Origin of the sequence: Streptomyces kronopolitis (assembly GCF_050953795.1) — a bacterium.
GTDB classification, from domain to species: domain Bacteria; phylum Actinomycetota; class Actinomycetes; order Streptomycetales; family Streptomycetaceae; genus Streptomyces; species Streptomyces kronopolitis_A.
In genome coordinates, this window is sequence record NZ_CP191850.1 from 3,225,159 (window position 1) to 3,247,843 (window position 22,685).

Genomic DNA, 22,685 nt, shown 5'->3' on the forward strand with positions numbered 1-22,685 from the left:
TGGGCGAACAGATCCCGTAGGGGCTGCGAGCGCCCCCTCGGGGCCTCAACGCGGCGGCCGGGGGGCGGTATTCCGGGGTCTGGGGGCCCCGGAAGGGCGGGTATTCCGGGGCCGGGGGGGGCGCCGACCCGTGGGCCGCCACACAACGGCGCTCCCCCCGCCCGCCACCACCTGACCGATGGACCGGGACCGCCACCACCTGGTCACGGACCGAGTCCGCCGGCCCGTGCCCGGCACCCCTCCCCCGGTATGCCAACGGCCCCCGCACTCATTGCGAGTGTGGGGGCCGGGTGGTGGCAGGGCCGGTCAGGGTGTGCCGGGGGTCTTCGAGGGGTCGGCGCCGGCGGCGGCCGTGGCCTCGTGGTAGATGTCCGGTTCCAGGTAGATGACCCGGGCGATCGGGACGGCCTCGCGGATGCGGGCCTCGGCGGCGTCGATGGCGTGGGCGACCTGGGCGGCGGTGTCGTCGTGCTGGACCGCGATCTTGGCGGCGACCAGCAGTTCCTCGGGGCCGAGGTGGAGCGTGCGCATGTGGATGACGCCGGTGACGACGTCGCCGTCGACGACCGCCGCGCGGATCTTGGCGATCTGCTCGGGCCCGGCCGCCTCGCCCAGCAGCAGGGACTTGGTCTCGGCGGCCAGGACCAGGGCGATCACCACCAGCAGCGCACCGATGCACATGGTGCCGATGCCGTCCCAGATGCCGTCGCCGGTGGCCACGGTGAGGCCGACGCCGCCCAGCGCGAGGACCAGGCCGACGAGGGCGCCGAAGTCCTCCAGCAGGACGACCGGCAGCTCGGGGGCCTTGGCGCGGCGGACGAACTGGGTCCAGGTCTGCTTGCCGCGCAGCTCGTTGGACTCCTTGATCGCCGTACGGAAGGAGAAGCCCTCGGCGATCACGGCGAAGACCAGGACCCCGACCGGCCAGAACCAGTTGTCCAGCGCGTGCGGCTCGTGGATCTTCTCGTAGCCCTCGTAGAGCGCGAAGACGCCGCCGATGGTGAACAGGACGATGGAGACGAGGAAGCCGTAGATGTAGCGCTCGCGGCCGTAGCCGAAGGGGTGCTCGGCGGTCGCCGCGCGCTTCGCCTTCTTGCCGCCGAGCAGCAGCAGGCCCTGGTTGCCGGAGTCCGCGAGGGAGTGCACGCCTTCGGCCAGCATCGAGGACGAGCCGCTGAAGGCGAAGGCCACGAACTTCGCCGCGGCGATCGCCAGGTTGGCGCCCAGCGCCGCAATGATCGCCTTTGTCCCGCCTGATGCGCTCATAGGTGCCGCATGTCCCTTCCGTCGTCCGGCTCTACCGCCGCTTCGGTGCCGTGCGGCGGTCATTCTCGCAGCCCGGTCCGGGCCGCCCGCCGGGAGGCCACCCGGCGGGCAGGATCGGCCGGGCGGCGCGGGCGCCCGTGCCGTGGCGGTCGCGTCAGGCGACCACCGTCGCGCGGAAGAGGGTGCCCTCCCCGGCGAGCGTGAGCGGTTCCCCGGCCGGGACGAAGGCGGACTCCCCGGGGCCGAGGGCCAGCTCGGCCGCCGCGCCGGTCTCGCCGTCCCGCAGCCGGACGGTGCCCGCCGTGCACAGCAGGATCTGCGGCGTACGGGAGACGAGGGGCCGCGGGGCGGCGCCGGGGGCCAGCACGAAGCGGGAGAGGCGGAACTCGTCGATGGGGGTCTCGTAGACCTCCTCGCCGCCGACGGCCTCGGGCCGCAGCACGCCCGCGTCGCCGGCCTCGAAGCGGACCACCCGCAGCAGCTCGGGCACGTCGACGTGCTTGGGGGTCAGTCCGCAGCGCAGCACGTTGTCGGAGTTGGCCATCAGCTCGACGCCCAGGCCGCTGAGGTAGGCGTGCGGGATGCCGGCGCCGAGGAACAGGGCCTCGCCGGGCTGGAGTCGGACGTGGTTGAGCAGCATGGCGGCGAGGACGCCGGGGTCGCCCGGGTAGTGGTGGGCGATGGCGGCGTAGGCGGCGTAGTCGCCGGCGTGCGGTCCGTCCTCCCGGGCCAGGCGGTCGGCGGCGACGGCGGCCTGTTCGACGGTGCCGGCGAGGGCGTGGTGCTCGGCGCCGAGGACGGCGGTGAGCACCTCGCGCAGGGCGTCCTCCTCGGGGCTGGCCCGCAGGATGTCGACGTAGGGCTTGAGGTCGTCGACGCCCAGGCCGGCCAGCAGGTCCGCGGACCGCGCCGGGTGCCGGAAGCCGCACAGGCCGTCGAAGGGGGTGAGCGCGACGATGAGTTCGGGCTTGTGGTTGGCGTCCTTGTAGTTGCGGTGCCCGGCGTCGATCGGGACCCCGCGCCGCTCCTCGTCGGCGAAGCCCTCGCGGGCCTGGTCCAGGTCGGGGTGGACCTGGAGGGAGAGCGGTGAGCCGGCGGCGAGCAGCTTGAGCAGGAAGGGCAGCCGGGGGCCGAAGGCGCGGACGGCGTCGGCGCCCAGCTCGGCCTCGGGGGCGGCGTCGATCACCTCGGCCAGGGAGCGGGGGCCGGCGCCGCGGTCGATGCGGGAGGGGGCGCCGGGGTGGGCACCCATCCACATCTCGGCCTGGGGTTCGCCGGTCGGCGCGGTGCCGAGGAGCTCCGGGAGGGCGGTGGTGGAGCCCCAGGCGTAGGGGCGCACGGTATTGGCGAGGCGGTCCATGGGTCGGTGGCTTCCTGACGGTCGTACGGGGCGGCGGCGTGGTGCTCCGGGCCCACGGGTGCGGGCCGGCCGTCCATGGTCACTCGGTGCCGGCGAGCGCCAGGTAAACGGCGGCGAAATCCACGATGGCGAGAAGCTCCGCGGCCTTCTCCAGATCGCTGCCGGCGGCCGGTTCCAGCTCGCTGACGGCGGTGTCGCGCTCCTCGGCGAGGGCGTGGGCGGCGTGGGTGGCGGACAGCGGGCCGGGCTCCTCCTCGCGCAGCAGCACGACCCTGGCGTGCATCGCGGGGGGCTGCTCGACGCGGTCGCGGAAGAAGTCGTCGGGGTCGGCGCCGGCGGCGAGTGCGCCGGCCAGCAGGGTGCGGTGGGTGGCGAGGGCCTCGGGCAGCTCGGCGACGAGGGCGGGGCGGCCGGCCAGCCCGGCCAGCTCGGTGGCGAAGTGCCGGCCGACAGCGCCGGCGACGCTGCCCTCGGTCCAGATCAGCGGGAGCGCGTCGGCGAGTTCGGCGGCCAGGGTCTTGCCGGGGTTGGTGTACGTGGGGATGGCCGGGCCGCAGCGTTCGGCGAGCTGGTCGAGGCGGTCGGCGAGCTTGCCCAGGGCCTCGGGCGGGGCGCTGAGCAGGCCGATCCGGTCGGCGAGCGAGAGCAGCGGGATGAGCACGGACCAGAGGGTGCCGGGGGCGGCGGGCGGGGCGCCCTCGACGTCGAATTCGGCGTCGTAGGGGGTGGTCGCCAGCGGGACGGCGAGGCCGCGGGCCTGGCCGACGGCGTCGGCGAGCGGGCCGCCCTCCGGGGTGACGGCGACGACGGCGCAGCCGCGGCGGTAGGCCTGCTCGACCAGCTCGGCGAGGCCGGGGTCGGCCGCGTCGGGGCCGGGGAGCAGCAGCAGGTCCAGGGGGCCGGCCCAGCCGGGCAGCGTCCAGCGCAGGGCGCCGGGCAGCGGGGCGACGCCGGTGGGCGGGATGAGGGTGACCGGGCAGTTGCCGCCGCCGAGCGCCCTGAGCAGGTCGGCCACGCCGGCCGCGGCCGGTCCGGGGCCGGCGACGAGTACGGCGCGCGGCCGCCCGTCGGGGGTCAGGTCGGGGATGCCGGATTCGGCGGCGCCGCGGGCGGCGGTGCGGACCCGGGCGCCGGATTCGGCGACGCCGCGCAGCAGGCCGAAGCGGTCTGCGCCCGCCAGTGCGTCAGGGGTGTCGAGGAGTGACTCGTCGAGCATGGTGGGCGCGGCCTCCGATCGCCGGTACGGGCGGGGGAACGGGCGGTGCCGGGCGGGCCCGGCAGCGGCCGGTCAGGCGGGGCTGGGGGCACCACCCACGCCGTCAGGGCTGTGGGGGAGGGCTTCGTCGACGAGGAGCACGGGGATGCCGTCCCGGACGGGGTAGGCGAGGCCGCAGTCGCCGGAGGTGCAGAGCAGCGCGGGGTCGGAAGAGGAGTCCGCGGGGACGTCGGTTCGGTCCTCCAGCGGGGCGTGGCACGCCGGGCAGGCGAGGATCTGGATCAGGCTGGCTTCGACCGGCATGGAGCTGCTCCTTCGGGGCGGTTGCGGCGTGGCCAGCGTACCGCCGGACGGGGGCCGGGGGCCTGCCCGGCGGAGATTCGGGGTGGTGGGCTGCGGGGCGGGCGGCGCTGTCGCGGTGGCCGCGCGCCCCGGCGCGGAGAGATCCTCCGGTTGCCGGACGGGCCGGGCCGCCCGGGCGGGCCGCCACGGTTGCGGACGGCCCGGCCGGCGGCGCCGGGCTCAGGCGCGGATGATCGCCAGGACCTCGTCGCGGACCCGGTCGGCGGTGGCGGCGTCCCTGGCCTCGACGTTCAGCCGCAGCAGCGGCTCGGTGTTCGAGGCGCGCACGTTGAACCACCAGTCGTCGGCGGTGACGGTCAGTCCGTCCAGCTCGTCGAGGGTGACGCCCTCGCGGTCCCGGTGGGCCGCCTTGAGCGCGGCGAGCCGGCCGGCCTGGTCGTCGACGGTGCTGTTGATCTCGCCGGAGGCCGCGTACCGGTCGTACTGCGCGACCAGCGCGGACAGCGGGCCCTGCTGGCCGCCGAGGGCCGCCAGGACGTGCATCGCGGCGAGCATGCCGGTGTCGGCGTTCCAGAAGTCGCGGAAGTAGTAGTGCGCGGAGTGCTCGCCGCCGAAGATCGCGCCGCTTTTGGCCATCTCCTCCTTGATGAAGGAGTGGCCGACGCGGGTGCGGACCGGCTGGCCGCCGTTCTCCCTGACGACCTCCGGCACCGACCAGGAGGTGATCAGGTTGTGGATGACCGTGCCGCCGGGGTGCTTGGCCAGTTCGCGGGCGGCGACCAGGGCGGTGATCGCGGACGGGGGGACCGGGTCGCCGTGTTCGTCGACGACGAAGCAGCGGTCGGCGTCGCCGTCGAAGGCGAGGCCGAGGTCGGCGCCGGTCTCGCGCACCCGGGCCTGGAGGTCGACGATGTTCTTCGGATCCAGCGGGTTGGCTTCGTGGTGGGGGAAGGAGCCGTCCAACTCGAAGTAGAGGGCGTCGAGTTCGAGCGGGAGGCCCTCGAAGACGGTGGGGACGGTGTGCCCGCCCATGCCGTTGCCCGCGTCCACCACGACCTTCAGCGGACGGATGCCGCTGAGGTCCACCAGGCCGCGCAGGTGGGCCGCGTACTCGCCCAGGACGTCGCGCCGGGTGACGGTGCCGGTGGTGGCGGCGGGCTGCGGGGCGCCCTGGTCCGCCCAGCGTTCGACCAGCGCGCGGATCTCGGCGAGACCGGTGTCCTGGCCGACCGGCGCGGCGCCCGCCCGGCACATCTTGATGCCGTTGTAGCGGGCCGGGTTGTGGGAGGCGGTGAACATGGCGCCGGGCAGGCCCAGGGCACCGCTGGCGAAGTACAGCTCGTCGGTGGAGCAGAGGCCGATCAGGGTGACGCCGGTGCCGCGGGCGGCCGCGCCCCGGGCGAAGGCACCCGACAGGCCGGGCGAGGAGGGCCGCATGTCGTGCCCGATCACGATCGCGTCCGCGCCGGTGATCTCGGCGAAGGCCGCGCCGAACAACTCCGCGAGCGATTCGTCCCACTGGTCGGGGACGACGCCGCGTACGTCGTACGCCTTCACGATCTGCGACAGATCAGCCACAAGCCTGCCCTCCTGGAGTCCTTGGGGCTCCCAACCTACCCGGCGGGTCTGTCCGGAGGACTTCCGCCGGGGGCCGGGCGGCTCAGGAATCCGGCGAGCGCAGCACCCGCAGATGGCCGCGGCGGGCGACCTCCATGGGATGGGTGTCGCGGTCGCCGGGGGCGGGTGCGCCGCCGCCGGCGCCCGCGGCGCGCTCCTGGGGGCGGGCGGCCTCGCGCACGGCGTTCGCCAGGGCTTCGAGGTCGTCGCCGCTGGGGCGGGGCGGGCCGGAGTCGAGGGCGAGGCGGACGACTTCCCAGCCGCGGGGCGCGGTCAGCCGCTCGGAGTGCTCGGCGCACAGGTCGTAGCAGTGCGGTTCGGCGTAGGTGGCGAGCGGTCCGAGCACGGCGGTCGAATCCGCATAGACGTACGTCAGCGTTGCGACGGCGGGGCGGCCGCACGCAGTGCGCGAACAGCGACGTACAGGGCTCACGACGTTGGACGGTACCGCACTCTTGAGCGGGCCGCGACGACTCCGCCCAGGCTCACCCAACCGTGTCGTCCCGCTTCGTCCGATGCGTCTGACCTGCACCCGCTCGACCTGCCCTGGGCCGGGCGGGTGGGGGCGGACGGCCCGCGGTGAGGAATCCCGTCACGACTCATGACATTTGCCGCCATTCCGATGGCGATCTGCGCTCTCCTTGTGAGATGCAATCGAAATCGAGACGGACAGGTCCGGTCAGTCGACGACATGGCACGTCTTGTCGCGCTCCCCGGTGCCCGGGGGTCCCCGACGGCTACGCTCGATGCTGATGGACAGTCCCGTACCTCCCCGACCGGCACAGCCACGGCTCCGCCGCCGCGACCGCCACGGCCGCGGTATGCGCGGCCCGATCGCGCCGCCGCAGGTGCCGCTCTCGGTGTCCCGTGCCGACGCCTTCGTGGATCTCGTGTACGACTCCCGGGACCGGCTGGAGCGGCGCTGGCCGCAGCTCTCCCAGGTCGACTTCCTGATCCTCGACGTGCCCGGTGCCGGCCCGGACGGCGGCCCGGACGCCGACGTCGACACCCAGACGGTGCCGCTGGGCCGGGTGGCGCCGGCCGCGGGCGGACATCGCGACCGGATCGTGATCTACCGCAGGCCGGTGGAGATCCGGACGAAGAGCCGCGACGAGCGGGCCCTCCTGGTCCACGAAGTGGTGGTCGAGCAGGTCGCCGAACTCCTGGGGCTGGCCCCGGAATCGGTGGACCCGCGCTACGGCCAGGACTGAGGCCGTCGCGCGGGTCCGGTGGCGCGGGCGCGGTTACTTCGTCAGGACCGACAGATCCTGGCCCGCGGTCGGTACGAGGACCGTGCCGCGGTCGTCGGGCAGCGTCTGGACGGTGAAGGCGGGCACCCCGCCCTGGGGGCGGGCGAGCGTGCGGGCCGCGTAGACGGGGCCGCTGCCGGCGGCCGGCTCCACGGTCAGCGCGTAGGTCCCCTTCAGCCCCTGCGGGACCGGTGGGGTCAGGTCACGGCTGGTGCCGCCCTTGACCGTGTACGTCTTGGTGACCGGGGTGCCGCCGCCGCTGCCGGCCGACGCGGTGACCTTCACCTCGGCGTCCTTGCCCTTCTCCGGCGCGACCAGCGAGAGGGTGCTGCCCTTGGCGCGGTTGTCGGCGGCGGTGGCGCGCTGCTCGACCGGCCGGGTCGCCGGGATGAAGGCCATCTCCTGCTTGGCGCCCTTGCCGCGGGTCACCCGCAGCGCGGCCGCGACGGGGGCCTTGGAGCCGCCGTCGGCGGGGGTGAGCACCAGGGAACCGGCCTCGCCCTTGGTGAGGTCCTTGAGGTCCACGGCGGTGGTCATCCCGCTCTTGAGGTGCAGGCTCTCCAGACCGGCGGGGGTGATCAGCCCGGTCGGGGTGGCGAGCTGCACCTTGAGGTCGGCGTCGGACTCGCCGGGGGCGAGGGCGACCAGCCGGACGGAGGTGGCGTCCTTCGGGATGCCGGGCAGCACCACGCTCGGCGACGGGTCGGCGGCGGCCGGCAGCCAGTCGCTGCCGAGCTTGGCGTCGGTGGCCTGGACGGCCGCGCCGATCCGGCCCTCGCGCGCGACGACCTGCAAGGAGGCGTTGGTGGCGGGTTCGGTGGTCAGGGTGGAGAGCAGGACGGGCACGGTGGCGTGCGGCGGAACGGTGATGTCCTCACCCGTCGAACCCCCCAACGACCCGTCCTTGCCGCGCAGTTGGAGGTCGACGACGGCCGGGGTCGGGTCGGGGTTGGTCAGGTGGACGTAGTCCTGGCGGTCCGCCGCGGTGCTCACCCCCGGGAACCAGAACGTGGTGTCGGGGGTGGTGCAGTTCAGCCCCATCAGGCCGCGGCCCGCGCCGGCGGCCACCGAGGTGGTCTGCTGCACGGTCCAGCCCGGGGCGAGGGTGCCGTCCGCCGCGCCGACGAGCGCCGGGGCGTCCGCACTGTCCGTGGACGCGGTGACGGGCGTGCCGGCCTCCTTCAGGGGCGCGACGGGCTTGGTGTCCCGGGGGGCGACGAGCTGCCCGGAGGCGGAGTCCGCCGCGTCGGCGGCGCCCTTGCCACCCTTACCGTCCTTACCGGTCTTCTTGCCCTTGCCGGTGCCGTCGCCGGCGTCCTTGACGGTGCCGGCGGGCACCAGCGCGGCGGTGCCCTTCGTGGCGTCGCCGCCGGCCGCGGCGCCCTTGGGGGCGAAGGCGGTGTAGTCGGTCCGGCCGACCTCGGAGGAGGTCGGGGCCGGGCAGAGCAGCGCGGAGCGCTGGACGGGCAGCCGGGCACTGCCGCGGGGCGCCGTGTGGTCGCCGCCGTCCGGGGCGTTCACGGCGGCGACGCCGGTGACGGCGCCCAGCGCGACGGCCACGCCGATCAGGGACATCATGGTGCGCTTCACTGCTGGTCGCTCCCGTCACGGCGCGGCTCGGGGTAGGAGCCGGGGTACCCGGGATACGGGGCGCCGTCGTCGTAGGGGTGCCGATGCTGCGGGTCGCCCTCGCCGTACTGCTGTTGCTGTTGCTGTTGCTGTTGTCCGTACCCGTACGGGTCGTAGACGCCCGCCTGGTAGGGATCCGCGGCGTACGGGTCGGTGGCCTGGTAGGGATCCGCCGGCGGGTAGGGCTGCTGCCCGTACTGCCCGGCCTGGTAGGGGTCGGCGGGCGGGTAGGGCTGCTGCCCGTCGGCCACCGGCGCTCCGGCGGCCGCCCACTCGTCGTACGACGGCTGCTGCGGCACCGCCCCGTAGGGGTCCCCGGCGGGGTCCGGGTCGGCGGCCGGGTCGAGCGGCCCGTCCGGCTCCCCGGAGAGGCCGGTGCCCGCCGCGTCGGGGACGCCGGCGGCCTCGGCCTCGGCCTGGGCCCGCAGGCGCCGGGCCCGCCGGCCGTCGCCGGAGACCGCGGCGGCCTGCGCGGCGGCCGTCTCCTCGGGCAGGTCGTCGTCGATCTCCCGGCGGCGGCCCGGCAGCGCCAGCACCACCAGGGTGACGGCGAGCAGGCCCTGCGCCCACAGCCAGAGGGTGTGGCCGAGCGGGTTCTCGTGGGTGAGGTCGAGGGTGCCGCCGCCGGCCGGGAGCGCGAAGCCCTGGGCCCAGCCGTCGACGGTCACGGGCTTGAGCGCGGTGCCGTTGAGGGTGGCCTGCCAGCCCTCGTCGGCGGCGTCGGCCAGCCGCAGCACCCGGCCGTCGGCGCCGTCCGGCACCTTGGTGTGGGCCTCGACGGGGCCGGCCGGTACCGGGATGGGTGCGGCGGCGTCGCCGGCGCTGGTGCCGTCCTTGGCCTCGCCCGCGACGAGGGAGAGCCGCGAGACCCGCCGGTCGACGCGCCACAGGGCGCTGCCGTCGTCCTGGCTGAGCCGGGTCAGGCCCGGCGTCGCGTCCAGCACCCGGCCCATTTCGCGCGGTGCCCCGTCCCGGACCAGGACGTAGCGGACCGCGTAGCCGCCGAGCTGGTTGGTCTGGTCAGCGCCGGAGCCGGCCACGAGATGGGCGACGATGCCGCCGAGGCGCTTGTCCTCGCCCGCCTCGGCGGCCAGATCGGCGTCGCCGAGCCGGGCGCCGGAGCCGCGGACCAGGGAGTAGTCGACATGGCCCGGCGTGCCGTCGAGGACCAGGGTGCGGGCCCGGTCGGCGGTGCCGGTCTCCTCGGCGACGAACGCGGGGACCTGCTCGGGGTTGCGGCGCTCCAGCGGACCGGCCGCGCCGGTGATCATCCAGCTGACCGCGGCGTAGAGCGGGGCGAGCAGCGAGGCCAGCGCGATCAGCACGGCGACCGGCTGCTTCCAGCCGAAGCCGACGCTGGCCATCCGGGTGCGGATGCCCTCGGCGCCGATCGCCGCGGCGCACAGCAGCGCCAGCCCGTAGACGAGCATGGCGGGCCCGGTCCAGCCGGAGCCGTTGCCCAGCGCGGCGAGCAGCAGCCCGGCCAGGGCCACGGCCCAGGCGGTACGGATCGCGAGCTGCCGCTCGTCGCGCAGGGTCGCGGCGAGCGCGGCCAGCACGATGCCGAACAGCAGCACCCCGCCGACGGCCTTGGGGCCGCCCGGGCTGAGGCCGATCAGGTCGAGCACGGAGGCGGAGCCGGCGCCGTAGCCCAGGCCGGCCTCCTGGAAGAAGCGCCCGGGGTGGGTCAGCAGCGACAGCGACCAGGGTGCGAGCACGACCATCGGGGCGAGGAGCACGGCCAGGAAGCGCAGTCCGAGGGGCAGCAGCTGGTCGCGGCTGCCCTGGAGGACGCGCAGGACCAGCAGCCCCGCGCCGAGCAGCACCGCGATCGGCCACACGACCGGGGTGAAGGCCGTGGTGAAGGTGATCAGCAGAACATACGCCCAGGTCGCCCGCCAGCTGGGCCGGGTGCCCGGCGCCAGCCGCAGCCCGCTCGCGGCGACGCCGGCGCGGGCCATCAGCGGCAGCAGGATGGCGAGCACGGCGGTGCCCAGCCGGCCGCCGGCCAGCGCTCCGGCGGCCGCCGGCAGGAAGGCGTAGGCGATGCTCGCCCAGGCGCGCAGCAGCCGGGAGGCGACCAGCGGGCGGGAGGCGAAGTAGGCGGTGAGGCCGGCCAGCGGGACGGAGCAGACCAGCAGCAGGGTGACGGCGAAGCCGGTGGAGCCGAGGAAGATGCTCGACACCAGGGCGATGACGCCGAGGTAGGGCGGCGCGGAGCCGCCGGCGCCGACGCCGACCGCGTGCCAGCTGTCGAGGTAGGCCGACCACAGGTCGGACACGCTGCCGGGCGCGGGCAGCATCGCGCCGCCGGTCAGCGCGCCGGAGCCGAGCAGCCCGCGGCAGGCGACCAGGGAGACCAGCAGCAGGACGAGGAAGAGCACCGGGGCGGGCCGGCGGGCGATCCGCTTGAGCCGGGCGAACTGCTCGATCTCCAGGAAGTCGGCGTCGTCCCCGCCGGGTCCGGACTCGACGGCGCCGTGCCGGCCGGCCGAGGCGACGTCGGGGGCGGCCCGCCCGGCGAGGTTGCCGGCGACCTGTTCGGCGGTGGCGCGCACCGTCGCGCCGGGGGGCGGGAAGAGCGGCCGCAGCTCGCTCGCGTCGACCGCGGGCCGGCCTCTCTTCTTGCGCGCGGCGAGGATCTTGCCGGGCCGCAGCAGGGTGCCGAAGAGCCCGGCGAGTTCGTCGAGCGCCTGGCCGGGGACCTTGCCGACGAGGTAGGCGACGACCCGCAGGAAGGTGCCGATCAGCAGCCGCAGCAGGACGTACGGCAGGAGCCGGCCGCGGGTGTTGGTGAGCAGGGTGTAGACGGCGCCGGCCTTGTCGACGCGGTGCGGGTTGGCCACCGAGCGGCCGACGCAGTCGATGGGGCGGCGCTCGCGGGCGGCGGCCTCGGCATGGCGCAGGACGGCGTCCGGGGCGACCAGGACCTGGTGGCCGGCGGCCTGGGCGCGCCAGCACAGGTCGACGTCGTCGCGCATCAGCGGCAGCCGCCGGTCGAAGCCGCCCAACTCCTCGTAGACGTCGCGGCGGATGAGCATGCCCGCGGTGGACACGGACAGCACCGGGCGGACCTGGTCGTGCTGGCCCTGGTCCTGTTCGCGGCGGTCCAGGCCGGTCCAACGGCGGCCGCTGCGGGCGATGCTGACACCGGCTTCGAGCAGTTGGCGGCGGTCGTACCAGCTGCGCAGCTTGGGTCCGACGATCACGGTGGAGGGGCTGGCGTCGGCGACCCGCAGCAGCTCGGCGAGCGCGTCCGGCTCGGGTGCGCAGTCGTCGTGCAGCAGCCACAGCCACTGGACCGGTTCGCCGTGCGGCAACTCCGGCATCTCGTACGCCTCGTCGTGCCAGGTGCGGCTGACCGGGTCCCAGCCGCTGGGCCGGCGCAGATACGGCAGCTCGTCGGGGGTCAGGACGGGGGCGGTGCGGACGGCCTCGTCGACGGCGGTGCCGAATCCGGAGCGGCGGGCGAGGTGCAGCACCCGCTGGTCCCCGATGGCCTCGGCGAGCAGCTGGGCGGAGTCGTCCGCGCTGCCGGTGTCGGCACCGACGACGTTCTGCACGGGGCGTTCCTGGCCGAGCAGGCCGGTGAGCGCATCGGGCAGCCAGCGGGCACCGTCATGGGAGACGATCACGGCGGTGACCACGTGCCGCGGGAACTCTGGCGTGGCGGCTGCATATGAGGCGGCCTGGGCCGCCGACTGGCTGTGCACGGACATCGAGGTACGGGCCCTCCGGACCCGGGAGTTCGGGACCCGTTGCGCAGTCGCGCTGGGCACCCGCCCCCGGAAGACACTGCGACGGACTACGAGGCGACGCGAGCGCCCGGCAGGGCGGCGGCGCATCTCGGACGGGGCCCCACACTAATGCTTCGTGCCGGTGCCCCGACCGGCCCGTACAGCAGTCCGCCCCCGGCGAGAAGGTCGCTGGAGGCGGAGTGTTCGTTATAGGGGGATATGGGGAGTTGAGGCGGTACGGCGGCGTGGTCGGTGCGGCCGCGCGCCCCCGGTGCGGGTGGCTGAGCGGTCATCGTCAGACGGCGGCCTTCTTGAGCCGGCGCCGCTCGCGCTCGGACAGGCCGCCCCAAATACCGAAGCGCTCGTCGTTGGCGAGCGCGTACTCCAGGCATTCGGACCGGACTTCGCAGGCGAGACAGACCTTCTTGGCCTCGCGGGTGGAGCCACCCTTCTCCGGGAAGAAGGACTCGGGGTCGGTCTGGGCGCACAGTGCGCGCTCCTGCCAGCCGAGCTCCTCGTCCGCCTCCTCGACCAGCAATTCCTGGAACAGCTCGGTCATGTGCGCCCCTCGTCTGTCTTTACTTCCCCGTGATCAAGCCGTGATCGATTTCGGCTGAACGACACGAGTGAAATTACAAGTGTGGTGATCCGGGCCAGTCAAGCCGAGATCTGCTATTGGGCCTCTTATTCACTCGGCGGAACCAAGCGTATGCGGAAAGTGTGCAAATCAGTAAAAACCAGGACACTTCCCCGGGCGTTGCCCCCCGGCGCATCCCCTGCACTTCACGAGACGCGTTCAGGCGGCATTCGCGTTGCACCCCTGGGCGCCGAAGCGGGGGAGATCACAGACGGATCACAGGACCGCAACGGCGTTTGAAGGTGCGGTTGCCGGTCGATGTCTCCGGGTCGCGGACTGCACAAACCTTTCGCCGGGCGGAGTAACCGGATGAGGTGAAAGATTTACGGCAAACCAGACGTCCGGTTGACATCGCGTCGCCAACCCGGTCTCCTTGACCGCATGCCAGCGACCGCCGCGCCCCGACTGACCCGTGCCTACGGGTCGCTCTGCGCTGCGCAGGCCCGCTGTCGCTGTTCCAGCTGTCGAAGCCACTGAGCTCCAGCTTTTTCGCTCGCACCACCCCGCAGCGCCCCTGCTCCGCGTCGCCGTGCCACGCACCCCACCGGGACCGCCCGCACGTGCCGCCGCCCCTCCCCGCTCACGGCGGGCGATGCCCCGGCATCGCCCCCAGCACCTCCGCCGAGGAACCCGGAACATGAACAGCGACGTCCAGATCGCCGGCGACCCGCTCGCCCTCCCCCACCTGCTGCCGCCCGTCCCCGCCCACCCGGCCACCGTCGCCGGCTTCGCGGGGCTGGCCCGCTCGATCGCCGCCGACCGCGCCGCCTGGGCACCGCTCGTCCGCTACGACACCACCAGCCGCTGGTACCACCGGCTGCGCACGGTTCCCCCGGCTGCCGGCTCCGTCCCCGCGGGCTACGAGGTGTGGCTGCTGAGCTGGGTGCCGGGGCAGGGCAGCGGCCGGCACGACCACGGGCCGTCCTCCGGTGTGCTGACCGTCCTGGAAGGCGAGTTGACCGAGCACGCACCGTCCGGGCGCCGCACGCTCGCGGCCGGCGCCCAGCGGGTGTTCGCCCCCGGCTACGTCCACGAGGTCGTCAACGACGCCCTGACCCCGGCCGTCAGCCTGCACGTCTACTTCCCCGGCCTGACCGAGATGCCGATGCACGGCGCGCCGCACTGCACCCCCGCCGCCCTGGAGACCGCCGCGTCCTGAGCGCCCGCGGCCCCTCGCGCCCGCCCGGCTCCCCCGCGGACCGCGCCCCACCGCCCCGCCGGCGGCTGACACACTGGGCCCATGCGAATCGTGGTTCTGGCCGGCGGTATCGGCGGCGCCCGCTTTCTGCGGGGACTGAAGTCAGCGGCTCCGGACGCGGACATCACCGTCATCGGCAACACCGGCGACGACATCCATCTGTTCGGGCTCAAGGTCTGTCCCGACCTCGACACCGTGATGTACACCCTCGGCGGCGGCATCAACGAGGAACAGGGCTGGGGCCGGACCGACGAAACCTTCCGGGTGAAGGAGGAGCTGGCCGCCTACGGGGTGGGGCCCGAGTGGTTCGGGCTGGGCGACCGGGACTTCGCCACCCATATCGTGCGGACCCAGATGCTGAGCGCGGGCTATCCGCTCAGCGCCGTCACCGAGGCGCTGTGCGCGCGCTGGAAGCCCGGGGTGCGGCTGCTGCCGATGTCCGACGACCGGATCGAGACCCATGTCGCCGTCACCGAACCCGGCGAGGCCGGGGAAGAGGGCGAGCGCAAGGCGATCCACTTCCAGGAGTACTGGGTGCGGCTGCGCGCCTCGGTGCCCGCGCACGCCGTGGTGCCGGTCGGCGCCGACCAGGCCAAGCCCGCGCCCGGCGTGCTGGAGGCCATCGCCGCGGCGGACGTGGTGCTGTTCCCGCCGTCCAACCCGGTGGTCAGCATCGGCACGATCCTGGCGGTGCCGGGCATCCGTGAGGCCATCGCGGACGCGGGGGTGCCGGTGGTCGGCCTCTCGCCGATCGTCGGCGACGCCCCGGTGCGCGGGATGGCCGACAAGGTGCTGGCCGCGGTGGGCGTGGAGTCGACCGCGGCGGCCGTCGCCCGCCACTACGGGTCCGGGCTGCTGGACGGCTGGCTGGTCGACTCCACCGACGAGGGCGCGGTGGCCGAGGTCGAGGCGGCCGGTATCCGCTGCCGGGCCGTGCCGCTGATGATGACCGACACGGACGCCACGGCCGCGATGGTGCGCGAGGCGCTGGCGCTGGCCGAGGAGGTCCGGGCGTGAGCGAGACCGCCGTGCCCGGCTACCGGGTGTGGGCGCTGCCGGGGATGCCCGAGGTGCGGCCCGGCGACGATCTCGTGAAGCTGATCGCCGCGGCGGCGACCGCCGAGGCCATGCCGCAACTCGCCGACGGCGACGTGCTGTTGGTGACCTCGAAAATCGTCAGCAAGGCCGAGGGCCGGGTGGTAGAGGCCGACGACCGTGAGGCGGCGATCGACCGGGAGACGGTGCGGGTGGTGGCGCGCCGCGGCACCCTGCGGATCGTGCAGAACCGGCAGGGCCTGGTGATGGCCGCGGCCGGGGTGGACGCCTCCAACACCCCCTCGGGCACGGTGCTGTTGCTGCCCGAGGACCCGGACGCCTCGGCGCGCGCGCTGCGGGCGGGGTTGCGCACCACGCTCGGCGTCGACGTCGGGGTGGTCATCAGCGACACCTTCGGGCGGCCCTGGCGCAGCGGCCTGACCGATGTCGCGATCGGTGCCGCCGGTGTGCGGGTGCTGGACGATCTGCGCGGCGGCACGGACGCGCACGGCAATCCGCTCAGCGCGACGGTGGTGGCCACCGCCGACGAACTGGCCGCCGCCGGTGACCTGGTGAAGGGCAAGGCCACCGGGCTGCCGGTGGCGGTGGTGCGCGGGCTGGGCCATCTCGCCGGGGAGCCGGACGACGGCCCCGGGGCGCGCGCCATGGTGCGGTCCGCCGAGGACGACATGTTCCGGCTGGGCACCTCGGAGGCCGTACGGGAAGCGGTGACGGGGCGGCGCACGGTCCGTTCCTTCACCGGCGATCCGGTCGATCCGGGGGCGGTGCGGCGCGCGGTGGCCGCGGCCCTCACCGCTCCGGCGCCGCACCACACCACACCGTGGCGGTTCGTCCTCCTGGAGTCGGCGACCGCGCGCGGGCGGCTGCTGGACGCGATGCGGGACGCGTGGCGAGCGGATCTGCGCGCGGACGGCAGGTCGGCGGAGTCCATCGCCGCGCGGGTGCGGCGCGGTGACGTGCTGCGGGACGCGCCGTATCTGGCCGTGCCGTGCCTGGTCACGGACGGTGCGCACGCCTATCCCGACGCGCGGCGCAGCACCGCCGAACGCGAGATGTTCCTGGTCGCCCACGGCGCGGGCATCCAGAACTTCCTGGTCGCGCTGGCCGGTGAACGGCTCGGCTCCGCCTGGGTGTCGTCGACGATGTTCTGCAAGGACGTGGTCCGCGAGGTGCTGGGGCTTCCCGCGGAGTGGGAGCCGATGGGGGCGGTGGCCATCGGGCATCCGGCCGGGGCGCCCCGGCCGCGGCCGCCGCGCGACGCCGGGGACTTCCTCGTCGTGCGCTGAGCGGCGCCTGATCAGAGCCGGGCGATGTCCCCCACCGGGAAGCGCGGGGCGCGGCGCGGCGGGACCCGGCCGGACAGCAGGATCAGCCGGGCTGCGCGGTGCCGCTGCCCTTCGTAGGGGGCGAGGAGTTCGAGCATCTCCTCGTCGGTGGTGCCGCGGCGGCCGGTGAGGGCATAGCCGATGATCTTCGGCAGATGGAGATCGCCGACGGTGATCGCGTCCGGGGCGCCGAGGGCGCGCTGGAGGGTCTCGGCGGCGGTCCACGGGCCGATGCCCGGTATCGCCGTGAGCCGGCGGGTGGCCTCGGCGAGCTCCATCCGCGCGGCCTCCTCCATCCGGCGGGCGGCCCGCACCGCGCGCAGGATCGCGTCGGAGCGCTTGGCGTCGACGCCCGCGCGGTGCCATTCCCAGGAGGGGATCAGTGCCCAGCCGCGCGGGTCGGGCATCACCCGCATCCGCTCCCAGGGGCCGGGGGCCGGCTCGCCGTGCCGCTGCAGGAGCAGGCGCCAGGCGCGGTAGGCCTCGTCGCTGGTGACCTTCTGCTCCAGCACCGTGGGGATCAGCGACTCCAGGACCAGGCCGGTGCGCGCGAGCCGGACTCCGGGGTGGCGGCGGCGCGCCTCGTGGACGATGCGGTGCCGGGCGGTCAGCGCCTCGGGATCGTCGCCCTCCCCCAGCAGCTCGGGCAGCTGCTCCAGCAGCCACTCGGCGCCCGGGCCCCAGGCTTCGGCCGCCACCCGGCCGTCGGCGGCGCGGGCCGCCACCCGCAGGGTGCCGGTGCCCTGCGGCGTACGGGAGGCGCGCCACAGCTCGCCGCCGCGCACCGCGAACGCGGGGTCGCCCGGGCCGCGCTGCAGCACACCGAGCGTGCGGTGCAGATCGAACGGGCCGGGCGGGACCCAGGTGCGGGTGGGCATGCGGCCAGGTTAGGCGATGGCCGCGGGACGGCGCCGGGGCCTGTGGACAACCCGCCCGGGCCCCGGCGGGCGGCCTACTGGTCGGAGGAGAAGCGCACCGAGGCGGCCGGGATCTCGGCGTCGCACCAGACGCGGATGCCGTCGCGCAGCTCGTTGTCGGCGCCGATGCGCGCGCCGTCGCCGATGACCGCGCCGTCGAGGACCGTACGGGCCCCGATGTGTGCCCCGGCACCGATCAGCGAGTCCCGGATCTGGGCGCCCTCCCCGATGACGGCGCCCGCCAGGACCGCGCTGCCGTCGATGCGGGCGCCGGGGCCGATGACGGTGCGCGGGCCGGCGACCGTGCCGCCGGTGAGCTTGGCGTCGCCGGCGACCTCGGCGGTCTCCATGACCAGGCGGTCACCGCGCCGGCCGGGGACGGCCGGGGACGGGGCGCGGCCCAGCACCAGGTCGGCGGAGCCGCGGACGAAGGCCTGCGGGGTGCCGAGGTCGAGCCAGTAGGTGGAGTCGACCATGCCCTGGAGGTGGGCGCCGGCGGCGAGCAGCCCGGGGAAGGTCTCGCGCTCGACGGAGACCGGGCGGCCGGCCGGGATGGTGTCGATGACCGACCGGTTGAAGACGTAGGCGCCGGCGTTGACCTGGTCGGTGACGATCTCCTCGGGGGTCTGCGGCTTCTCCAGGAAGGCGGTGACCCGGCCGGTGTCGTCGGTGGGGACCAGGCCGAAGGCGCGCGGGTCCTCGACCCGGGTGAGATGCAGCGAGACCTCGGCACCGGAGCTGCGGTGGGTGTCGACGAGGGCCGGGATGTCGAGCCCGGTGAGGATGTCGCCGTTGAAGATGAGCACCGGGTCGTCCGGGCCGGAGTGCAGCCGCGAGGCGACGTTGCGGATGGCGCCGCCGGTACCCAGCGGCTCCTGCTCGGTGACGTACTCCAGATGCAGGCCGAGTGCCGATCCGTCGCCGAAGTGGGGCTCGAAGACCTCGGCGAGGTAGGAGGTGGCGAGGACGATGTGCTCGACGCCGGCGGCCCGGGCGCGGGCCAGCTGATGGGTCAGGAACGGCACTCCGGCCGCCGGAACCATGGGCTTGGGCGTGCGCACCGTCAGCGGGCGCAGCCGTGTGCCCTTGCCGCCGACCAGGAGGATCGCTTCAGTCACTGTGTCCTCTGTTCGCTTCTCCGCCCGCCGGGCCCCTGCTGCCCGATGGCGGGCAAGGAGGGAGACGGTGCGGCTCTCGTCGTCGACCACAGCCCGGCGGCTGCACGTACGACGTTCACGGTGTGTTCTCTGCTTCCTGCTGGGGTCGGCCGATCGGCCGACCAGTGTAGGCAGACGGGCACGCAAAAGCCCTCGGCGGTGGGGTCCCCCCGTTGTCGTGCGGGTGACGGGGAGCGCGGGGCCGGCGGTGCGGACGTCGTGGCCGCTAAGACGTGTCGGGGACGGGAACGGTTGACCGGTCCCTGCAACATGCGCCACGGGGGACCCCGGCAAACCCGCGCCGCCCCCGTCCCGCCCCGGAGAGTGCGGTCAGCGGCCCTGCAGGGTCGCCGCGGCGCGGCGGGTGGCGGGGAGCTTGGCGTAGAGGTGGGCGCCGGGGCAGTCGGTGGTGAAGCCGTCCCGGTGGCCGGAGATGACGTGCAGGGAGACCTTCTTGCCCTTGGCGAAGCGGTTCCCGCCGGCGGACGTCAGCTTCACCATGGCCCGCGGATCGACGTGGTAGAGGCCGAGCTTCCAGGCCGCCAGGCGCGCGACCGCGTCGACGGCCGCCTTGGCCGGTTCGGTGTCGGTGAAGGTGCCGAGGACGGCGATGCCGGTGCTGTCGGAGTTGAAGCCGAGGGTGTGGGCGCCCATGACGGGCTTGGCGACGCCGCCCGCACGGCCCTCGTAGACCGTTCCGCACTTGTCGACCAGGAAGTTGTAGCCGATGTCGCGCCAGTGGTTGCTCTTGACGTGGAAGCGGTACATGGCGCGGATCAGTGAAGGGGCCTCCGCGCAGCTGTAGTTGTTGCCCGAGCCGCTGTGGTGGAGGAAGGCGGCGCGCACGGTGGTGGTGTAGGTGAAGGCCTTCTCGCGCAGCTTCTCGTCGGCGCCCCAGCCGGCCCGGGTCACGATCCGGGGGCGCGGCCCGATGTAGGTCTGTTCCGGGCGCGTGCCGTCCGCCCCGGCGATGTCGCCCTGGGAGGCGTCCCGGTCGAGGGCGGGGATCTCGGTGGCGCCCAGGGGCGCGAACCCGGCGTTGGCGGCGGAGGCGGCGGCGGCCTCCGCGGACAGCGGGGCCGGCGGGTCGAGGCGGGCGCCGCGCAGGCTTCGCGGCGGTGCGCCGGGATCGACGAGTTCCAGCCGCAGTCCGCCGGGCAGCGCGGCCGCGGCACGGTCGCTGCGCTCGGGGGTGATGCGCAGCTGGACGGCGTCGGAGTCACCGACCCACAGCGGCGCGGTGCTGCCCCGTACCTCGCTGTCGTGGCGTTCGGCGGAGCCGAGGTCGGGGGCGTCGTCGTTGTGGACCTGGACGTCCTGCCAGCCGGACCACTCGCCGCTGCCGCCGGCGCGGGTGCGGACCTTCACCCGGCCGTGCAGCTCGGCCGTGGCGTCGTCCCAGACGATCCCCAGCAGCGAGAACGGCCGCACCGTGCGGGCCGGCAGCCCCAGCTCGCGGGGCGCGGGCTCCGTGGTGGTCTCCCGGTCGGGGGTGTGCGGGGCGGCGGCGCCGAGCGTGCCGACCGGCAGGGACTGGGTGCTGCCCGGCAGTCCGTCGGTGCGCGCCGGGCGCGGGGCGGCGGGGGTGGCGCCCGCACCGCCCGCCGCGGCGAGGGGCAGGGCGAGGGCCGCGCTGCACACGGCGCCGAGGCAGGTCGCGAGGAAGGGGCGCATGGACACGATCCTGGACCCGGCAGGACCGGACGGCCATCGGTGATCTGACGGGGCATCGGCCGATCCGGTGGCCCCGGTCCGCTGTGCCCGGCCCGCCGCCGCCCGGGGCCGCGCGTACCCTGGCCGCGATGAACGCCACCGATCGCACCCCCGCCGACCTGCTGAGTTCCGCGCTCGCCGCGGACCCGGCCCGCCCGCTGGTGACCTTCTACGACGACGCCACCGGCGAACGCGTGGAACTGTCCGTCGCGACCTTCGCCAATTGGGTGGCCAAGACCGCCAACTATCTCCAGGGCGATCTGGCCGCCGCGCCGGGCGACCGGCTCGCGCTGCTGCTGCCCGCCCACTGGCAGACCGCCGTCTGGCTGCTGGCCTGCTCGTCGGTGGGTGTGGTCGCGGAGGTGGACGGTGATCCGGCCGCCGCCGACCTCGTGGTCGCCGGGCCCGACCGGCTCGACGCGGCGCGCGCCTGCTCCGGGGAGCGGGTGGCGCTGGCGCTGCGGCCGCTGGGCGGGCGCTTCCCACAGCCGCCGCCGGGCTTCGCGGACTACGCCGTCGAGGTCCCGGGCCAGGGTGACCGGTTCGCGCCGTTCGTTCCGGTGGACGCGGCGGAGCCGGCGCTGGTCGTGGGCGGGCAGGAGCTGACCGGCGCCGCCATCGGGGCGCGTGCCCTGGCGGACGCGGAGGCGGCCGGGATGCCCGGGACGCCGCGGGTGCTGTCGGGCCTGTCGTACGACACCTGGCAGGGCCTGTCGTACGGGCTGTACGCCCCGCTGGCCACCGGCGGCTCCGTGGTGCTGTGCCGCCACCCGGACCGGCTCGGCGCACCGGCCGCGGCCACCCGCGAGACCAGCGAGAAGATCACCTTCACGGCGCCGCTGCCGGGCTAGGGCGAGCCGGCACCCTCCGCGCGACTCCCCTGGGGGCGTACTCCCCCGTCCGGCGGACCGCAGGCGCCCGCGGCAGGCCGGTACGTCCGTTTCGGTCCAGGATTTTGAGTACGTACAACCATGCGCGGGTTTCGTCCGTCTCCGTTCCGTCCGGGCCCCCGCGTACGGGCGCGACGCCGACTCCGTGAGGGATGGACGCACACGTGACCGATACCCCCGAGCCTCCCAGGTTCGCCGGCTGGGCCGAGCGCCCGGCCGGGGAGCCGGGGCCGGACCGGCCGGGGCCGCCACGCGTCCCGCCGCGCCGCCGGCACCGGTGGCGCTGGGCCGCGCTCGGGACCGTCGGTGTCCTCCTGGCCGGGGCCGCGGCCGGCTGGGCGGTGTACACCAAGCTCAACGGCAACATCCGCACCGACGGCGCCACCGAGCGCGAACTGCGCAAATGGGAGTCCGAGCGGCCCCCCGCGGGCCCGCCGAACGCCGAGAACGTGCTGCTGATCGGCTCCGACAGCCGCACCGGCGACAACGGCAGATACGGCCGCGGCGGCGGCCAGCGCTCGGACACCACGATGCTGCTGCACCTGGCGGCGGACCGGAAGAGCGCCACCGCGGTGAGCATCCCGCGCGACCTGATGGTGGAGGTGCCGCACTGCAAGCGCGCCGACGGCACCGAGACCGGGCCGTCGACGGCCCAGTTCAACTCGGCGTTCGCCCTCGGCGGGGCGGCCTGCACGATCCGGACCGTCGAGAAACTGACCCGCATCCGCATCGCCCACTACATGATCCTCGACTTCGTGGGCTTCACGAGGATGGTGGACGCGGTGGGCGGTGTGGAGGTCTGCCCCGACCGGCCGATTCAGGACACCGAGGCACACCTCGCACTGCCCGCGGGCCGGCAGACGCTGCACGGGGAGGCCGCCCTCGGGTACGTACGGGCACGCAAGAGCCTGGGCAACGGCAGTGACACCCAGCGCATGCAGCGCCAACAGCAGTTTCTGGGGGCTCTGGTGAAGAAAGTGCAGAGTAATGGTGTCCTGCTCAATCCGACCCGGCTGTATCCGGTGCTCGATGCCGCGACGAGTTCCCTGACCACCGACACCGCGCTGGCTTCCCTGAAGGGGCTGTACGAATTGGTCCGCAGCACCCGCGGCATTCCCACCGACCGTGTCCAGTTCCTGACCGTGCCGCGCCGCGAGTACCGCTTCGACCGCAACCGCGACGAGCTGGTGCAGCCGGACGCCGAGCGGCTCTTCGGGCAGCTGCGCAGGGACCTGCGGGTGACGGTGACGCCCGCGTCGGGCACCGCCCGGGGGCCGGTGCGCGGCGGCGGTGGCGCACCGTCCGGACGGCCGGACGGATCACCGTCGCAGACCCCCGGTCCGGGCCCGGTCTTTCCCGGAACGACCGCGGAACGCGGGAGCTGCGAATAAAGATGCCGCAAAGTACACCCGGC

At 74.8% G+C, this 22,685-nt stretch carries 18 protein-coding genes; 6 read left to right on the plus strand and 12 right to left on the minus strand.

Annotation, left to right across the window (positions count from 1 at the left end; genetic code table 11):
- Positions 1 to 306: 306 nt before the first annotated feature.
- The 6 genes from ACQP17_RS13965 to ACQP17_RS13990 form a co-directional block, all read right to left on the minus strand.
- Positions 307 to 1,266, minus strand: a complete 960-nt coding sequence (locus ACQP17_RS13965; RefSeq protein WP_433856567.1) for a cation diffusion facilitator family transporter — start codon at positions 1,264 to 1,266, stop codon at positions 307 to 309.
- Between the two features lie 154 nt (positions 1,267 to 1,420).
- Positions 1,421 to 2,626 carry a mannose-6-phosphate isomerase, class I gene (gene manA, locus ACQP17_RS13970; protein WP_433856568.1) on the minus strand — a complete coding sequence of 402 codons (1,206 nt, stop codon included), beginning with the start codon at positions 2,624 to 2,626 and terminating at the stop codon, positions 1,421 to 1,423.
- 79 nt (positions 2,627 to 2,705) lie between these two features.
- Positions 2,706 to 3,842, minus strand: coding sequence for an SIS domain-containing protein (locus ACQP17_RS13975; protein ID WP_433856569.1), 1,137 nt, complete (start codon positions 3,840 to 3,842; stop codon positions 2,706 to 2,708).
- Between the two features lie 72 nt (positions 3,843 to 3,914).
- On the minus strand, positions 3,915 to 4,145 hold the full coding sequence (locus ACQP17_RS13980; RefSeq protein WP_433856570.1) for a Trm112 family protein: 231 nt from the start codon (positions 4,143 to 4,145) through the stop codon (positions 3,915 to 3,917).
- 219 nt (positions 4,146 to 4,364) lie between these two features.
- A complete protein-coding gene (locus ACQP17_RS13985; RefSeq protein ID WP_433856571.1) occupies positions 4,365 to 5,723 on the minus strand; it encodes a phosphomannomutase/phosphoglucomutase in 1,359 nt (452 codons plus the stop codon).
- Between the two features lie 82 nt (positions 5,724 to 5,805).
- Positions 5,806 to 6,255 (minus strand): DUF3499 domain-containing protein, encoded by a 450-nt coding sequence (locus tag ACQP17_RS13990; protein WP_189104001.1) that lies wholly within the window; start codon positions 6,253 to 6,255, stop codon positions 5,806 to 5,808.
- 259 nt (positions 6,256 to 6,514) lie between these two features.
- On the opposite strand from ACQP17_RS13990, the gene ACQP17_RS13995 reads away from it, so the two are divergent.
- Positions 6,515 to 6,973 carry a metallopeptidase family protein gene (locus tag ACQP17_RS13995; RefSeq protein ID WP_433856572.1) on the plus strand — a complete coding sequence of 153 codons (459 nt, stop codon included), beginning with the start codon at positions 6,515 to 6,517 and terminating at the stop codon, positions 6,971 to 6,973.
- Positions 6,974 to 7,006: 33 nt separating this feature from the next.
- Here the strand turns inward: ACQP17_RS13995 and ACQP17_RS14000 are convergent, their stop codons facing one another.
- From ACQP17_RS14000 to ACQP17_RS14010, 3 genes are all read right to left on the minus strand, one after another.
- The gene (locus ACQP17_RS14000; RefSeq protein ID WP_433856573.1) at positions 7,007 to 8,602 is read right to left on the minus strand and encodes a DUF5719 family protein; all 1,596 of its coding nucleotides are present in this window, start codon (positions 8,600 to 8,602) and stop codon (positions 7,007 to 7,009) included.
- Positions 8,599 to 12,360, minus strand: coding sequence for a glycosyltransferase (locus ACQP17_RS14005; protein WP_433856574.1), 3,762 nt, complete (start codon positions 12,358 to 12,360; stop codon positions 8,599 to 8,601). The genes ACQP17_RS14000 and ACQP17_RS14005 overlap by 4 nt, the downstream gene beginning before the upstream one ends.
- A 313-nt stretch (positions 12,361 to 12,673) precedes the next feature.
- The gene (locus ACQP17_RS14010) at positions 12,674 to 12,937 is read right to left on the minus strand and encodes a WhiB family transcriptional regulator (RefSeq protein ID WP_003983763.1); all 264 of its coding nucleotides are present in this window, start codon (positions 12,935 to 12,937) and stop codon (positions 12,674 to 12,676) included.
- A 715-nt stretch (positions 12,938 to 13,652) separates the two neighbouring features.
- On the opposite strand from ACQP17_RS14010, the gene ACQP17_RS14015 reads away from it, so the two are divergent.
- The 3 genes from ACQP17_RS14015 to ACQP17_RS14025 all read left to right on the plus strand — a co-directional run bounded on the left by ACQP17_RS14015 (position 13,653) and on the right by ACQP17_RS14025 (position 16,555).
- On the plus strand, positions 13,653 to 14,174 hold the full coding sequence (locus ACQP17_RS14015) for a cysteine dioxygenase (RefSeq protein WP_433856575.1): 522 nt from the start codon (positions 13,653 to 13,655) through the stop codon (positions 14,172 to 14,174).
- Between the two features lie 81 nt (positions 14,175 to 14,255).
- On the plus strand, positions 14,256 to 15,230 hold the full coding sequence (cofD, locus tag ACQP17_RS14020; protein WP_364878123.1) for a 2-phospho-L-lactate transferase: 975 nt from the start codon (positions 14,256 to 14,258) through the stop codon (positions 15,228 to 15,230).
- Positions 15,227 to 16,555, plus strand: a complete 1,329-nt coding sequence (locus ACQP17_RS14025) for a coenzyme F420-0:L-glutamate ligase (RefSeq protein WP_433856576.1) — start codon at positions 15,227 to 15,229, stop codon at positions 16,553 to 16,555. The genes cofD and ACQP17_RS14025 overlap by 4 nt, the downstream gene beginning before the upstream one ends.
- 11 nt (positions 16,556 to 16,566) lie before the next feature.
- On the opposite strand, the gene ACQP17_RS14030 is transcribed toward ACQP17_RS14025, so the two are convergent.
- The 3 genes from ACQP17_RS14030 to ACQP17_RS14040 form a co-directional block, all read right to left on the minus strand.
- A complete protein-coding gene (locus tag ACQP17_RS14030) occupies positions 16,567 to 17,472 on the minus strand; it encodes a DNA-3-methyladenine glycosylase family protein (RefSeq protein WP_433856577.1) in 906 nt (301 codons plus the stop codon).
- 74 nt (positions 17,473 to 17,546) lie between these two features.
- Positions 17,547 to 18,629, minus strand: coding sequence for a sugar phosphate nucleotidyltransferase (locus ACQP17_RS14035; protein WP_433856578.1), 1,083 nt, complete (start codon positions 18,627 to 18,629; stop codon positions 17,547 to 17,549).
- Between the two features lie 369 nt (positions 18,630 to 18,998).
- A complete protein-coding gene (locus ACQP17_RS14040; protein WP_433856579.1) occupies positions 18,999 to 20,342 on the minus strand; it encodes a peptidoglycan recognition protein family protein in 1,344 nt (447 codons plus the stop codon).
- 128 nt (positions 20,343 to 20,470) lie between these two features.
- On the opposite strand from ACQP17_RS14040, the gene ACQP17_RS14045 reads away from it, so the two are divergent.
- Positions 20,471 to 21,232, plus strand: coding sequence for a TIGR03089 family protein (locus ACQP17_RS14045; RefSeq protein WP_433856580.1), 762 nt, complete (start codon positions 20,471 to 20,473; stop codon positions 21,230 to 21,232).
- Between the two features lie 203 nt (positions 21,233 to 21,435).
- A complete protein-coding gene (locus tag ACQP17_RS14050) occupies positions 21,436 to 22,662 on the plus strand; it encodes an LCP family protein (RefSeq protein WP_433856581.1) in 1,227 nt (408 codons plus the stop codon).
- The last annotated feature ends 23 nt before the right edge of the window (positions 22,663 to 22,685 follow it).

Coding starts and splice junctions, on each gene's coding strand:
- ACQP17_RS13965 (WP_433856567.1), bottom strand. CDS start 1,266: ATGAGCGCATCAGGCGGGACAAAGGCGATCATTGCGGCGCTGGGCGCC.
- manA (WP_433856568.1), bottom strand. CDS start 2,626: ATGGACCGCCTCGCCAATACCGTGCGCCCCTACGCCTGGGGCTCCACC.
- ACQP17_RS13975 (WP_433856569.1), bottom strand. CDS start 3,842: ATGCTCGACGAGTCACTCCTCGACACCCCTGACGCACTGGCGGGCGCA.
- ACQP17_RS13980 (WP_433856570.1), bottom strand. CDS start 4,145: ATGCCGGTCGAAGCCAGCCTGATCCAGATCCTCGCCTGCCCGGCGTGC.
- ACQP17_RS13995 (WP_433856572.1), top strand. CDS start 6,515: ATGGACAGTCCCGTACCTCCCCGACCGGCACAGCCACGGCTCCGCCGC.
- ACQP17_RS14005 (WP_433856574.1), bottom strand. CDS start 12,360: ATGTCCGTGCACAGCCAGTCGGCGGCCCAGGCCGCCTCATATGCAGCC.
- ACQP17_RS14010 (WP_003983763.1), bottom strand. CDS start 12,937: ATGACCGAGCTGTTCCAGGAATTGCTGGTCGAGGAGGCGGACGAGGAG.
- ACQP17_RS14015 (WP_433856575.1), top strand. CDS start 13,653: ATGAACAGCGACGTCCAGATCGCCGGCGACCCGCTCGCCCTCCCCCAC.
- cofD (WP_364878123.1), top strand. CDS start 14,256: ATGCGAATCGTGGTTCTGGCCGGCGGTATCGGCGGCGCCCGCTTTCTG.
- ACQP17_RS14030 (WP_433856577.1), bottom strand. CDS start 17,472: ATGCCCACCCGCACCTGGGTCCCGCCCGGCCCGTTCGATCTGCACCGC.
- ACQP17_RS14040 (WP_433856579.1), bottom strand. CDS start 20,342: ATGCGCCCCTTCCTCGCGACCTGCCTCGGCGCCGTGTGCAGCGCGGCC.
- ACQP17_RS14045 (WP_433856580.1), top strand. CDS start 20,471: ATGAACGCCACCGATCGCACCCCCGCCGACCTGCTGAGTTCCGCGCTC.